This is a genomic window from Sinorhizobium fredii NGR234, assembly GCF_000018545.1.
In the GTDB taxonomy this organism is placed as follows: domain Bacteria; phylum Pseudomonadota; class Alphaproteobacteria; order Rhizobiales; family Rhizobiaceae; genus Sinorhizobium; species Sinorhizobium fredii_A.
Window position 1 is genome coordinate 207011 of the sequence record NC_012586.1, and the last position, 13886, is coordinate 220896.

General features: G+C 62.7%; 12 protein-coding genes and 1 pseudogene. 6 read left to right on the forward strand and 7 right to left on the reverse strand.

What is annotated here, in order from left to right:
• Nucleotides 1-63: 63 nt before the first annotated feature.
• On the forward strand, nt 64-984 hold the full coding sequence (locus NGR_RS01025) for an XdhC family protein (protein WP_164923789.1): 921 nt from the start codon (nt 64-66) through the stop codon (nt 982-984).
• A 60-nt stretch (nt 985-1044) separates the two neighbouring features.
• Here the strand turns inward: NGR_RS01025 and NGR_RS01030 are convergent, their stop codons facing one another.
• Complete coding sequence (locus NGR_RS01030; protein ID WP_012706277.1) at nt 1045-1299, reverse strand: hypothetical protein; 255 nt, start codon at nt 1297-1299, stop codon at nt 1045-1047.
• Nucleotides 1300-1434: 135 nt separating this feature from the next.
• Here NGR_RS01030 and NGR_RS01035 point away from each other — a divergent pair.
• A pseudogene (locus NGR_RS01035) lies at nt 1435-1854 on the forward strand (fumarate hydratase C-terminal domain-containing protein); the annotation flags it as partial.
• 74 nt (nt 1855-1928) lie between these two features.
• Here the strand turns inward: NGR_RS01035 and NGR_RS01040 are convergent.
• From NGR_RS01040 to NGR_RS01065, 6 genes are all read right to left on the reverse strand, one after another.
• Nucleotides 1929-3251, reverse strand: a complete 1323-nt coding sequence (locus NGR_RS01040) for a TadE/TadG family type IV pilus assembly protein (RefSeq protein ID WP_012706279.1) — start codon at nt 3249-3251, stop codon at nt 1929-1931.
• A gap of 292 nt (nt 3252-3543) precedes the next feature.
• On the reverse strand, nt 3544-4413 hold the full coding sequence (locus tag NGR_RS01045; protein ID WP_240545093.1) for a glycerophosphodiester phosphodiesterase: 870 nt from the start codon (nt 4411-4413) through the stop codon (nt 3544-3546).
• Between the two features lie 52 nt (nt 4414-4465).
• On the reverse strand, nt 4466-5530 hold the full coding sequence (locus NGR_RS01050; RefSeq protein ID WP_012706281.1) for an ABC transporter ATP-binding protein: 1065 nt from the start codon (nt 5528-5530) through the stop codon (nt 4466-4468).
• A gap of 5 nt (nt 5531-5535) precedes the next feature.
• Complete coding sequence (locus NGR_RS01055; protein ID WP_012706282.1) at nt 5536-6636, reverse strand: carbohydrate ABC transporter permease; 1101 nt, start codon at nt 6634-6636, stop codon at nt 5536-5538.
• Between the two features lies 1 nt (nt 6637).
• Complete coding sequence (locus NGR_RS01060; protein WP_012706283.1) at nt 6638-7591, reverse strand: carbohydrate ABC transporter permease; 954 nt, start codon at nt 7589-7591, stop codon at nt 6638-6640.
• A 76-nt stretch (nt 7592-7667) separates the two neighbouring features.
• A complete protein-coding gene (locus NGR_RS01065) occupies nt 7668-9041 on the reverse strand; it encodes an ABC transporter substrate-binding protein (protein ID WP_164923791.1) in 1374 nt (457 codons plus the stop codon).
• A gap of 112 nt (nt 9042-9153) precedes the next feature.
• Here NGR_RS01065 and NGR_RS01070 point away from each other — a divergent pair, with 112 nt between their 5' ends.
• The 4 genes from NGR_RS01070 to NGR_RS01085 all read left to right on the forward strand — a co-directional run bounded on the left by NGR_RS01070 (nt 9154) and on the right by NGR_RS01085 (nt 13857).
• Nucleotides 9154-10176, forward strand: a complete 1023-nt coding sequence (locus NGR_RS01070) for a LacI family DNA-binding transcriptional regulator (protein WP_164923792.1) — start codon at nt 9154-9156, stop codon at nt 10174-10176.
• Between the two features lie 32 nt (nt 10177-10208).
• Nucleotides 10209-11018 carry a glycerophosphodiester phosphodiesterase gene (locus NGR_RS01075; protein WP_012706286.1) on the forward strand — a complete coding sequence of 270 codons (810 nt, stop codon included), beginning with the start codon at nt 10209-10211 and terminating at the stop codon, nt 11016-11018.
• A gap of 192 nt (nt 11019-11210) precedes the next feature.
• Nucleotides 11211-12728: a sulfatase-like hydrolase/transferase gene (locus NGR_RS01080; protein WP_012706287.1), complete on the forward strand. Its 1518-nt coding sequence runs from the start codon at nt 11211-11213 to the stop codon at nt 12726-12728.
• 331 nt (nt 12729-13059) lie between these two features.
• On the forward strand, nt 13060-13857 hold the full coding sequence (locus NGR_RS01085; protein WP_012706288.1) for an inositol monophosphatase family protein: 798 nt from the start codon (nt 13060-13062) through the stop codon (nt 13855-13857).
• The last annotated feature ends 29 nt before the right edge of the window (nt 13858-13886 follow it).

The following is a 13886-nucleotide window of genomic DNA, read 5'->3' on the forward strand; positions in this document are numbered from 1 at the left end:
CGTTGAAACGCCTGCTACAGCGCCGCGGGTCTTATCAGGCGCATGCAGCAGCGAGGACGTCCTATGTTGCGCAAACTTGACGAGGAATTGCCGGTTCCGCAGCCTGCCGTCCTCACCGACGACGCGGCGGAGATCCTCGCCTTTGCCCGCGACGCGCTGCGCAGCGGCTCGCGCTGCGCGCTGGTCACGCTCGTCGAGATCCGCGGTGGCGCGGCCCGTTCGCTCGGCGCGCACATGGCCGTGCGGGAGGACGGGATGTTCTGCGGCTTTGTCTCGGGCGGCTGCGTCGAGCCTGCCGTCGCTGCGGAAGCCCTTGAGGCGATCAGGGCCGGATGCGACGGCATGCTCGTCCTCGGCCAGGGTTCGAAGTTCTTCGACATCGTTCTTCCCTGCGGCGGCGCGATCACTCTCGCCATCCACGTGCTGCGGCGGAACGACCCGCTCGAAGCCGTGCTTGCGGCGCTCGCCGCCCGCAAGCGGGCCGGATTGCGCTACGACGCAGCGGCTCAGTCCCTCGAGTTCATAAATGCAGCGACGGAGCCAGGGTGGGAAGAAGGGAGGTTCTTCACCAGCTATCGCCCCGCGACGCGGGTCGTGCTCTGCGGGCGTTCGATCGAACTAAGGACGACCATCAGCCTTGCCGAGGCCGTCGGCTACGACGTCGTCGCTGTCGAGGGAGCAGCAGAACTGCGGCCCGAGCAGCTCGACGCGGATTCCGCCGTCGCCTTTCTGCATCATGACCTCGACAGGGAGATGGCCTTGCTCGAGATCGCGCTGGCAAGTCCGGCCTTCTATATCGGCGCGCTCGGCAGCGAGCGGACCCATCGGCGCCGCTGCGACGAACTCAGACGGCGCGGTTTCCCCGAGGCGTCGATCGCCCGCATCAAGGCGCCGATCGGCTTGTTTGCGAAAGCGCGCGATGCGGGGTCGCTCGCCCTGTCGGTTCTGGCGGACATCGCCGCCTGTCGTGCCGCGGGAAGATGAGCAGGGCGTTCAGCGGACGGCGGGATAGGCGGTGGCATCGACGATCGCTGTTTTCCCCCGTCAGGTCATCCGCCGAACGACCCACAGCGACCGGCCCGCATGCGCGATCCCGGACACCAGCCGAAGGCGAGGATTGTCCTTCAGCCGTTCGGCCTCGACCGCATCGAGAAGCAGCGCCTGCCGGTCGGTCTCGTTTGCGTTCGGCGTAATCCAGCAATGCCGATCGTCGCAGCAGAGGCCGGATTCCGGATGCTCCTGCAGGTATTCGATCGCATATTCGGCATCCACTTTTCGGAGTTCCGCGTCGATCGACATCTTCCTTCCTCCCGACCTGAGATAACCAAGGATTATACTTGATTGTACGGCATCAAGTAGCGGCTGTCGCACGGCCACCGGCGCGGCCCCCATCCCCAATCGTCAAGGTACGAAAAAACGAGGCCGCGGCGATTCCTGCCTGTGAGCTTCAAAGATAGAGTCGTCTACTATGTCGGTCCCGTGGGCCCCGTCGGAGACGAACCAGTCGGACCCGCCGGACCGACGACGGCCACTCGGATGGACAAGTATACGGACATGATGCTTGAGCTCGGCCTGCTTGGGAAGGTGGGAAAGGCGGAGCGAGGGCCTGCTGCCGACGCGTCGATAACGGCACATCGCAGAGCATATCTGATGGCGGTGGGCGGGGCCGCCTACCTTGTTTCAAAAGCTATCCGGTCCAGCCGCGTGGTCGCCTTCGAAGACCTCGGAATGAAGGCCATATTTGAATTCGACGTCAAGGACATGCCGGTCACCGTGGCGGTCGCAGCGGATGGTGAGAATGTACATGCCTCCGGCCCTAGCTATTGGCGACAAAGGCTTCCTCTGAACCGTTAGGCCGCCTTCCGGTGTGAGCCACGCCATCGGAGGACCCATGACGGGTCCCCCCGAGGTGCCGCGGCAAGGCGCATTCACTGAACCAGCCTGATAGCGCCCGGATTCAATATCTTGTTGTCAGCCAATTCGCTCTTGCAGTCGATTGCAAATCCGCTGTTGCCGATCATGGTAATTTCTTGCGCGATGATGCGGACACATTCGCCTCCGCTAGATCCATTGCCGGAATATTGGATCTCTTGGGATGCCGGCATGTAGATGATGCCGCTCAGCGAGGAGTTGCTGTTGCCGTTGATCACCGCCGGCTCTGTGTTGTTCCGGGCCGAAACGATTACGAAGCCGGCCCACTCACCGCTTGTGGCTGCTGTGACATGAAAGTTGGAACCACCATGAAGGTCGATCTCAGCGCCGTTGAGAAGGAAGAATGTCACCCCCTCGCCGCTGACTGCCGACTGGCTGGCGAACTTCAGGACACCGCCGTCGATGATGTAATTGCCGGGCTGCAGGGTGACCTTTCCCTTGATCTCGAGTTCCCCGTAGGTGCCTGGTTTCAGCGTAACGCTGTAGCCGTCCGGAACCTTGTTCGGCGTTTTGCCGGTGCCGTTGCAGTCCCCGTTGCCGCCACCATTTCCTACAAATCCTTGACCGCAACCAGACAGATTCACCCAGTTTCCCGCCGTCGGCACGGCTTTCTTCTTGAAGGGATCCGGTGTTCGTGACACGCCCTCGCGGGCTTGCCCGCAAGCCAACTCCAGATGAGCTAGGGTCGCATACACTTTGCCGGTTGCGTAAAGACATTCAGCGCTCAGCGTGGCTGTCCCACTCAGGTAGATTGATTGTGCGTCGTCTGAATTCGATGTGATCGTACAGTTCGACGTATCTACCGCCGCGCTTCCGCTAACCTCGATTGCGCGACTGGCGGTCGGATGCAGGGCCAATATGCAGGCTTCCCGATCCGTCAGTCGCGCAGCTACGCTTCGTCTACTAATGACGAAGGGCTGCAGGCCCCAGAACACCGGGTTATACTGTGCTGCATAAGAGGCACTGGCCCTTGTCTCCTGGCCAGTCTCGGAGAAGGTAAATTCCACCGCAGGACTTTCAGGAGAGGCCGAATTGTATCCGTCGGTGGCAGAAGGCGTTTGAAAGTTGGCAAAAAACAATCTGTTCGCCTCAGTCCGCACCGCATTCTCGCTTTCGCCTTCCCCGTAGGACCGGACGGCTTTTATGGCCGCAGCGTCCAACGCATCTTGCATTTTGGAAGCTTCCCTGGTCGCGTTCGCTATGTTCAGTGCCACCGAACCGCTAAGGAAGAGTACCGGAACCAATAGCGCCGTCATGAGGCCGAAGTTGCCGCTCTGATCCTTCAGCAGACGCTGCATCGCAGTTAAGACTTTAATCATGTCTATCGATGCCCCCATTTAAGGAGACGCTACTTTAAGGCGCCGTTCGTTGAACTCTCGTTGCCAAATTCATTAGACTTTTCGCATCCGGCCATGCCGAGAGAGCGCGTCGATAGTGGAATGTCCCGGTAGTAGGGAAAGGGCGCAGAGGGAGGCGGGCACGAAGAGTTCCGGGGCAACCGCAGCATTGCTGCCATCACGCGCGATCGATCGGCTTTCTCAGCCTGCCCGAAGCCGTCGAGCACCCAACGCCGCTCCGGCGGCTCGCATCCAACGCCCCAATGAAGCGTGCTCACAGCGAACGGATCAGGCGGAAGATCTCGCTCGGAACATCGGTCGTGATCTGGCGCACTCTCGCCCCCACGAGCGTACGCAGGATGGAGTCGTCGATGTCCCGGCCGGGATTGACCGTCCAGGCGTCCGTCTCGATGCCGAGGTCGAGCAGGCACGCCACGAGAGGGAAGCCCTGGTTTTCCGCGGCGACAATCGCATCGTAGCGGAGGTAGGCGAGGCTGACGCCGGTCATGCGCCGCTCGATGTGGCGCAGCAACCGCTGCGGATCGCGCAGGTCTCGCTGGCGGGATATCGCGAGCATCGGATCGTAGCCGAGCCGGGCTCCGGGAATGGCGGCGGCGAGACGGCGTGCGTCATCCAGGTGATGCGATCCGACGACGATGGCGTCCGCCAGCCCGGCGACGGCCGCTGCGGCATCGGTGACCGCCGAATCCGCAAGCGTGTGACCTTCGAGCAGCTTCAGGTCGAGCTGAAGGTTGGCCGATGGCGCTCTCGGCAGCCTTCGAAGCGGGTCTACCAGTTCGGCGAGCGCCAGGACCGGCGCATCGGGATCGGGGGCGCCGTCGGCGTTCCGGTGGAAAAGCCCTCTCATCGATGCGATCGGCATGCGCGCAACGCGACCGCGGCCGGTCGTCGAGGGGCCGAGCGTCGGATCGTGAAGGACGGCGAAGCGTTCGTCGGCTGTGGCGAGTATGTCGACCTCCAGGCTCGCGCCGAGTTGCCAGCCGAGGGCGAGATTCGAAAGTTTGAAGGGAGCCTCGGCGAGGTGCGTGCGCAGTTTGTGCCATTTGAGCCGCACCGGGCCATAGGGACCGTCAACTGCCACCGGCGGGTTCGACGTCTGAATGCTCGCCTCAAACGCTTCCACCGGCGCGCCCTCCTTTGCGCCTCGAGAACGGGGCAGCCACCGCTCGAGCTTGTCAATCGGGTGCACGGACATGCGCGCCCGCAATGAGCTTCTGTCGTTCTGTCTCGAACACAAGCGAGTCCTCGGGCAGGAAACCGATCCTAACCTCTTCGCCTGTCGAGTGCGCGGCGGACGAGCCCTGTTCGAGGACGCGAACGGCACCCAAGCCGGTTTCGACGACATAGAGGATCTCGCGGCCCATCGGCTCGATCTGCGCAATGCGACCGGCGAAGCCGGTATCACCGAACCTCAGGTGCTCCGGCCTCAGCCCGACCGTCAGGAGCCCCGACGCGCCCTCGACCGGAAATCTGGCACCGTTCACGGTGAGTGTGCCGTGCTGGGCTTCGCCGGCAATGAGATTGATGGGCGGCGAGCCGATGAAGCCGGCGACAAACAGGCTCGACGGCCTCAGATAGAGGTCGTCCGGCGTCCCGACCTGCTCGATCCGCCCAGCGTGCATGCAGATGATACGGTCGGCCATCGTCGTCGCCTCGATCTGGTCATGCGTGACGAGGACGGTCGTTACGCCGAGCTGCTCGTGAAGCGACTTGATCTCGGTCCGCATCGAAAGGCGCAGCGAGGCGTCGAGGTTGGAGAGCGGCTCGTCGAGAAGGAGCAGTTGCGGCTCCTTCACGAGGGCGCGTGCAAGGGCGACGCGCTGCTGCTGGCCGCCGGAAAGCTCGGCGGGGCGACGGTCCAGTAGTTCCGCGACCCGGACCAGCTCAGCAGCCGCCTTCACCTTCGCGAGAGCTTCGTCGCGCGGCGTTTTCTTGAAGCGCAGCGGAAAGGAGATGTTGTCGCGCACGCTCATGTGCGGGTAGAGCGCGTAGGATTGAAAGACGATGCCGACATTGCGGTCGCGTGCCTCAACCTCATTGACGACATGGCCGTCAAAGAGGAGCTCGCCGCCGCTCGGAAGGTAGATGCCGGCAAGCATGAACAGGCTCGTCGACTTGCCGCAGCCGGAGGGGCCGAGAAGCGCGACAAACTCGCCGTCCTCGATGACCAGGTTCATATCGGGGATCACTTCGACGGCGCCGAAGCGCTTCACGACGTTGCGGAATTCGATCTTTGCCATCGTCGTCAGCCCTTCACGCCGCCGATCGACATCTGCATGAGGTAGCGTTGCGCCGCCATGTAGAGGATGAGGCTCGGGACAAGGTAGAAGACTCCGACCGCAGAGACGACGCCGTAGTCGACGCCCATGACATCATCGCGCACCCAGTACATATAGAGGCTCATTGTCCAGTTGCTGTTCCTGATCAGAAATGTGAACACGAAGATGTACTCTTCCCAGCCGCGGATGAAGGTGAAGACGGCGATGGCGAGGATGCCGTTCCTCACCTGCGGCAGCACCACGCTCACGAATGCCTGGCGCCGTGACGCGCCGTCGGTCAGCGCGCTCATCTCGATGTCCCAGGGCACTGCGTCGAAGAAGCCCTTCATGATGAATATCGCGAACGGCAGCTCGAAGGCGACAAGCACGAGGATGACGCCGGACAGCGTGTCGAGGAGCCCGATCCAGTAGAGCATCAGGAACATCGGCACGATCAGCGTCAGCACCGGGAAAGCATGGAGCACCAGAAGCGAGCGCAGCATCGAGGAGCGGCCGGGAAACTGGAAGCGCGACAGATAGTAGGCTGCCAATGAGGCGACGGTGACGACGATGGCCGTCTGCGCACCGGCGATCAGGATCGAGTTGCCGAAGGCATGCCAGACGTTGGGAAACTGGACCGCGCCCTTGACTTCCCCGATCCTCGACCGCACGACCGAGGCGAAGTCCGGCTCCCACAGGAAGATGAAATTGCCGACGTGCAAATCGGGGCCGACCAGCAGGGCGAAGGCGAAGGCGGCGATCGCGGCGACTGCCGCAATTCCGATCCATACCTGGCGGCGGCTCTGCGCGAGCGCGGCAGTGAGCCAGAATGCGACGATGGCCGGCACGACCACGGCCATCGAGCGCCACAGAACGGCGGTCTCGGCAACACCGGTCCTGGCTGAGAAGGCGATCGTGACGAGCCAGAGATAGGGAAGGATGATCGGCAGCGACACGGCGATCAGGAAGGCGTAGAGGACGACCGCCTTGGCGTGCCGGACGGCACGCGCCCGCGCTGCCAACGCGTCCCAATCGGCCCCCCGCCTGGATGCCGCCGTGGACCCCATGGGGATCACTTGCTCGGCCATCTCAATGCACCTCTATGCGCGGCCGCTGCAGCAGGCGCTCCATATCGAAAAAGCGCCAGCCGATGAGCGCCACGATCACGCCGATCACGATGAGAAACAGCGCGAGCGCGGCTCCATAGCCGTATTGGCCGCTCTCGAAGGCGCGACGATAGACGTAAAGCGCATAGACAGTCGTGTCGTAGAACGGTCCGCCCTTGGTGAGGAGCAGGATGTATTCGAAGCTGACCAGCAGCGAGAGCGTCTGGTAGATCGTCACAAAGCTGATCGGCCAACGCAGCGCCGGCAGGGTGATGAAGCGGATCGTTGCGAACGTTCCCGCGCCGTCCACTGCCGCGGCGTGGAACAGGTGTTCCGGGATGCCGCGGATCGCGGCCGTGAAGATGATCATCCCCATCGAGGCGCCGATGAAGCCGTTCGAGATGATGATGAGCGCGATCGGCGCCGAGGTGAGCAGGTCGAGCGGCGCGTCGAGGCCGAACGCCTGCATGAGCACCTGGTTTACCAGGCCCGCCTCGGTGGGGCTCACCGCCCACAGCCAGAGCAGGATGTAGAGGACTGAGGGGCTCATCCGCGGCAGCAGCCACACACCCCGGAAAAAGCTGCCGGATACATTCCTGATCGCCGTGGTGGTGATGGCGAGGATCAGGCCAAAGGTCACGTTGAAGATCGCCAGCGTCCCGAAGACGTAGATGAAGGTTAGCCCGATGACCTGCGACAGCCGGCGATCGGTTCGAAAAACCTTCTCGTACTGCTCGGTGGTGAACTCGCTGATGCGCAGCGACCGGCTGAGGTCGGTGAACGACACCGTGATGTCGATGATCACGGGGACGACGAAGAAGAGGACCGTCAGGATGATCGCCGGGCCGAGAAAGATCACGAAATTCGTGCGCCGGCGTGCCGCCGACCCCTGATGGCCGCGTCGTTCGATCGTGAGTTCATCTGCTATCGTTGTCATCGTTTGGCTCGCAAGGCAGATGTCGTGAAACCCTCGACCCGGCGCGCCGGGTCGAGGGTGGCGAGAGCGATCTGACCTATTTGACGATCACGTCCTCGAGGGTGGACGACGCCTCCTCGATGACGAAATCGGCTGCCTGCTGTGCCGATAGCCGCCCCGATTCTATGCCTTGAATTCCAGCAAAGATGATGCCGTTAAGATCGCCGAACTGCGAGTTGTTGGGCAGGAACTTGGTGATCTTGAGCAGTTCGGTTGCTCTGGCGAGCGGCCAGGCCTTGGCATAGCGCGGATCTTCGAGTTGCTCGGGCTTAATGCCGAGATGTGTCGTCGTGACCGCGTGATCGGTGTTGAGGTCGGCCGCTGAAGCGTGGCCAAGCAGACGGACGGCGAGTTCCGGCTCCTTCGTGTCGGCTGCGATCGCATAGACGATCGGATGGGTCAGACTGACCGGCTTGCCGCCCTTCTGGGGTGCCGGCCCGGTGATCCAGCCCCAATCCGCGAAGAAGGCTTTTTCGTCCTGCGGCAGTCCGTAGGTCGGGAACGCGACGCTGCCGAGGTCCCAGATGCCGTACATCCAGAATGCGGCATTGCCGGTGTAGAACTCCTTGCGCAAGGCATCGAATTCCATCGCCGTGTTGTTGGCCGGGATGACCTTTTCCTTCACCCCGCGCTCGAACCAACCGAAGGCGGCAGCGAGCTTGTCGCGCTCGAGCAGCAGTTTGCCGGTTTCCGGATCGGCGAAGTCGCTGCCGTAGGCCTGGAACACCATGATGTAGTCCGGACCCTTGTTCGGCCGGTGAAGCACACCGTATTGCGCCTTGGTCTTGTCGACGACCTTCTTGGCGATCTCCAGCACCTCATCCATCGCCAGGTCGCCCGACAAGGCCCGCTCCGGCATGGCGTCGACAAAGGCGGCGTCGTAGCCGGCTTCGCGCAGCAGCTTCTTGTTGTAGAAGAACATCCTAGCCTCGGCGTCCTGCGGGATTGCATAGGTGCCGTCGGGGCACTTCGCCGATGACCAGAGCGACGGAAAGATCGTGCCGAAGTGCTGAGGATACTTGGCGATATAATCATCGAGCTTGAGAACGAAGCCATCCTCCTGGAAGGCGCAGATCCATTCGTGCGCGGCGATAAATATATCGGGGCCCTCGCCGATACCGAAGACCTTGAGAAGTTGCAGTGCGTCGTCGTCGAAGCCCTTGGCGGGGCTCTCGCGCACGGCAACCTCGACGCGCTTGGGGGAGCCCTCGGCCTCGAGCTCCTTGTTCAGCCGCTCGGCAGCCTTGACCACATTGCCCGGGCGCAGCGGCCCAGAGGGATCCTGACGCGACCAGAGCTCAAGCTTCACGGTTTCTTGGGCGAACAGAGGTGTGGCCGCAAGCAACGCCGCACTGCCGACCGACAATGCGGCGCCCAGAAGCGCAGCAGTTCCAATTTTCCAGTGAGTCATCTTGGTTTTCTCCCAGCAGCGATACGTTTTCATCGTGTCGTCATTGATTGTTGCAATGCTGTGCAACACGATTATGAATGCGCTGTGGGGAAAGTCCAGCGGGGTCGAGCGGGTGTCGGATAGCAGAGACAACAACCAGGGCCGCTTCGTGAGCGCCCAGGCAGTCGCCGAGCTTGCGGGGGTGTCCCGATCGGCGGTCTCGCGGGCCTTCACCCCTGGCGCAAGCATCGCACCGGCAACGCTGGCACGGGTGCGCGAGGCAGCCGCGGCGCTCGGATACCAGGTCAATGATCTCGCTCGCGGGCTTCTCGCCAATCGGAGCCGGCTGGTCGGACTCGTGACCTCCGACGCCGACGCTCCATTCCGGGCCCAGATGATTGCGGCCCTCTCGCACGCCTTGATCGAGCGCTCCAACATTCCGGCGATCATCAGCATCGGACCCACGGCGGACGATATCGCGAATGCCAGCCGGCAGTTGCTGCGCTATCGGGCAGAGGCGACCGTCTTCCTCTCGGGCTCGCCACCGGCCAGCCTTGTCGACCTCACGCGGCGAAACGGACAGCCGCTGATCCTGATCAATCGGGCCGAAACCGGCCTCGACAGCGTCCATTGCGATGACCGGGACGGCGCGCAGCAGGCCTTTGAGGCCCTGTGCATGGCGGGAGCCACCCGTTTCGCCGTGGTCAACAGCGCGAGCCCGAGCCCGAGCCTTTCCGCGCGTGAGCACGCCTTCGCCGAGTTTGCCGCCGCCTCCGGATTCGAAGCGAGGATCGTTCGGGCCGGCCGCTCCGACTATGGCGGCGGGCAAGAGGCGGCGCGACAGCTGCTTTCGAACGGCCCGGCGCCCGACGCGGTCTTCTGCGTGAACGACCTCATGGCGTTCGGAACACTCGATCACTTGCGTGATGCGGGCTTGCGCGTACCCCACGACGTTTCAGTCATCGGCTTCGACGATGTGCCCATTGCCGCATGGTCCTCATACCGTCTGACCACGCTGCGGCAAGATCCCTGGCGGATTGCCCGCGATGTCGTATCGATTCTCGACCGGCGCCTCGCCGATCCCGACTCGCCGCCGATTTCCGTCTATGTCCCGGTCGAGCTCGTTGTTCGCGAAACAGTCATGGCGCGGCGGTAGAGAAGGGCGTTCTGCGATAGAGGATATCGAACATGGCCTTCAGCTTTTTTGCCCATGAACAGGGGCGTGTCCATGTCTGTGGCCACCGCGGCTACAGCCTTCATTACCCGGAGAACACGCTGCCAGCATTCGAAGCTGCAAAGGCTGCAGGGGCGACTACGGTCGAGATCGACGTCGTGCTGACCGCGGACGGTGAGCCGATCATTCTGCACGACCTGACCGTCGACAGGACGACGGATGGACGCGGCTTTGCCGCCGACCTCTGCCTCGAGCAGATTCGCAGTCTGGATGCGGGTGGGCGGTTTCATCCCGCATTCGCCGGAACGAAGATACCGACCGTGGCGGAGGCACTCGATTGGGTGAAGGCGGATGACATGGGGGTTGTGCTCGAGATCAAGGAGGCGGAGCGCCCGGACATTGCCGTCGATCGCGTGGCGGCCTTGCTGCGATCGACGGGAACGGTCGACCGGGTCATTGTCATCAGCTTCGATCACGTGGTGCTGAAGCGTGCGGTCGAGCGCCATCCGGACCTGAGGACCGAAGCCATTACCCATGCGCGCCACGCCGACCTCGTCGGGGTGTTGAAGGCGTGCAGGGCAAGTTCGGTCTCGATCGAGCTCGACATGTTCCGCCCCGACGATGCGAGGGCGCTGCATGAAGCAGGCTTTAGCAACCGCGTCCACGTGCCTCGCCCAGATGTTCTCGCTGAGTTTTGGCGCAGCGGACGCGATCCCTTGCCGGACCTCGTGCAATGGATCGCCGACGGGCTCATAGACACGATCTCGGGTGATGACGTGCCCTTCATCGCCATGCTGGTCGGCCGCGCCGGGCGGGCCGGCTGAGCCTCCCCGATTCGAAGTCTCGTGGGGGCAGGCTGGCGCTCGGAAGTAAGTACAATCCAGTTGCGACCGCGCTCTTTTCGGCGAAAATAGGTGCCGGTGCCTTTCTGAGCGGCCAGCCGACGGAGGCGAGGACCGATCGAAACGCGCAAACAAGAAGCTGCATCGGCAGCTCTGAACGAGGGCCGAGACTCGATGAAGGCCGTCTTCGTCCTGTTTGATTCGCTCAATCGGCACGTGCTCGCCCCATACGGGGGAAGGCGGGTGCCGACGCCCAATTTCACCCGCTTGGCCGAGCGCGCCGCGACGTTCGACCGCCATTATGTCGGCAGCCTGCCCTGCATGCCGGCGCGCCGCGACCTGCAGACCGGACGGCTCGACTTTCTCCACAGGAGCTGGGGGCCGCTCGAGCCGTTCGACAATTCCTTTCCCGAACTGCTGCACCGTGCCGGCTTCTACAGCCACCTCGTCACCGACCACTTCCACTATTTCGAGGACGGCGGCGCCACCTATCACACCCGATACGACAGCTACGACTTCATCCGCGGTCAGGAGGGCGACCCGTGGAAGGCAATGGTGCAGCCACCATGGGAGCGCCTGCGCCAGATGTATCATGAGCGGCAATTCAGCCAGTCGGCACGCGACAAGTTTCGGCGCAACATCGTGAACCGCGAGTTCATCAAGGATGAGAGCGCGTTCCCATCGGTGCGCTGCTTCTCCGCCGGGCTGGAGTTCCTCGAGCGGAACCGGACCGCCGACAACTGGCTCCTGCAGATCGAGACGTTCGATCCGCATGAACCCTTCACCGCGCCCGAGCGGTTCCGCGAGGCATTCAGGACGGGCTGGAACGGTCCGGTTCGAGACTGGCCGCGCTACGGCCGGGTCGACGAGCTGCCGGAGGAATGCGAGGAACTGCGCGCCAACTACTACGCCGTCATGGCGCTTTGCGATTTCCTCGTCGGACAGCTTCTCGACTATTTCGATCGCCACGATCTTTGGCGTGATACTGCGCTGGTTGTCACCACCGATCACGGCTTTCTTCTCGGCGAGCACGATTTCTGGGCAAAGAACCGGATGAACATGTATGAGGAGATCGTGCACATCCCCCTCTTCCTGCGCGATCCGCGCCGGCCGGGAAGCGCCGGCACCCGCCGCTCCGCTCTGACCCAGACCATCGATCTCGCTCCGACATTCCTCGATCTGTTCGACGTGCCGGCCGCTGCCGAGATAGAGGGACATTCGCTCCTGCCGCTGCTTGACGCTGATCGCTCGCTGCGACAGGGCGCACTGTTCGGCTATTTTGGCGGCGCGATCAACGTGACGGACGGACGCTACACCTATCACCGCTTCCCGCCCGACCTTCGCTCCCAGGAGCTTTACCAATACACGCTGATGCCGACGCACATCTGGGAGCCCTTCACCCCGGAGGAACTCGCCGGAGCCTCGCTGGCACAGCCGATGTCCTTCACGAAGGGAGCGCCGGTCCTCAAGATCCCGGTGATCGAGCGGTCGCCCATGTTCGACAACTACGGTCCCGGCGCGCTCCTTGAGAGTGAAACCCGACTCTACGACCTTGCGGATGATCCAGGGCAGAATACGCCCCTTTATTCCCCGGAGATCGAGGAGGCGATGACGCGTCTCATGCGGGATCTCATGCGCTCCAATGATGCTCCGCCCGAAGCCTTCGCACGTATTGGGATTGAAGCTCAGTAACGCAAGACGCTTTTAGAACTGCCGTTCGCCGACTTGGCGGTTCAGCTTTGAAAGAGATTTTTGCTACTCATGGTCATGGCCTGTTTCGGCCAACTGCCCCGATCAGAGCCAGCACGCCGTAAAGCGGGTCGAGCGCGGAGATAACCTCGTTGAGAAGCATACCCTCATGCCGATCTCGGCGACCATGTCGAATGGGAGGTGGAAACCGAAGTCGGCACGCTCTTCATTACCGATCGACGTTTTTTGGCCAACGTTGCATACCGGCTTCAGGAATCGGGGCATCTCATCGATCACGAAGTAACACTTCTCTCATTGTGAAAAGGAAAGAACCATGAGCATGCATGAAGCGGGTCTCGACCGGCGATTTGCACTTGCGAAATCAATTGCCGAGGAGGCGGGGGCGCTCGCGCTCGACTACTTCAACAAGCGCGATACCCTGGTGATCGAGACCAAGCGCGACCCCCAGGATGTCGTCTCAATTGCCGACCGGAACGTCGAAACGCTGATCCGAGAGCGCGTCGCCGCGGAGCTCCCGGAGGACGGGTTCCTCGGCGAGGAATTCAGCCCCGTCGAGGGGGCCTCCGGCTATACCTGGGTCGTGGACCCGATTGACGGTACCGCGCCATTCGTCAATGGCATGTCGACGTGGTGTGTGTCGATCGCGGTGCTGCATGGCGGCGTGCCGGTGATCGGCGTGATCCATGCGCCCTGCGATGGCGAAGTCTATGCTTCGGCCGCGGGCAAGGGCGCGAGCCTCAACGGAAGGAAGTTGAGCCTCGATCCGTCTCGAACCATCCAGAACGCCATCACCGGCATCGGCTGCAATACCCATGTCGAGCCGGAGCGGGTTGGCCAGATCATCGCCACGCTGCTCGGCATGGGCGGCAACTTTATCCGCAATGGCTCCGGCGCATTGATGCTCGCCTATGTCGCGGCCGGTCGTCTGGTGGGTTATTACGAGCCGCATATGCACGCTTGGGACTGCATGGCCGGTTATTGCCTCGTCAAGGAAGCCGGCGGCGACCACCTGTCCTTCCCGGCCGAGGGCGAAGCCTTGTTGAAGGGCCACCCAGTGCTGGCCAGCAATCCGACGGCCTATGCCGATCTGTTGGCAATCCATGGCCGTTGAAAGAACGCGGGCTTGAGGGAAAGGGCCGG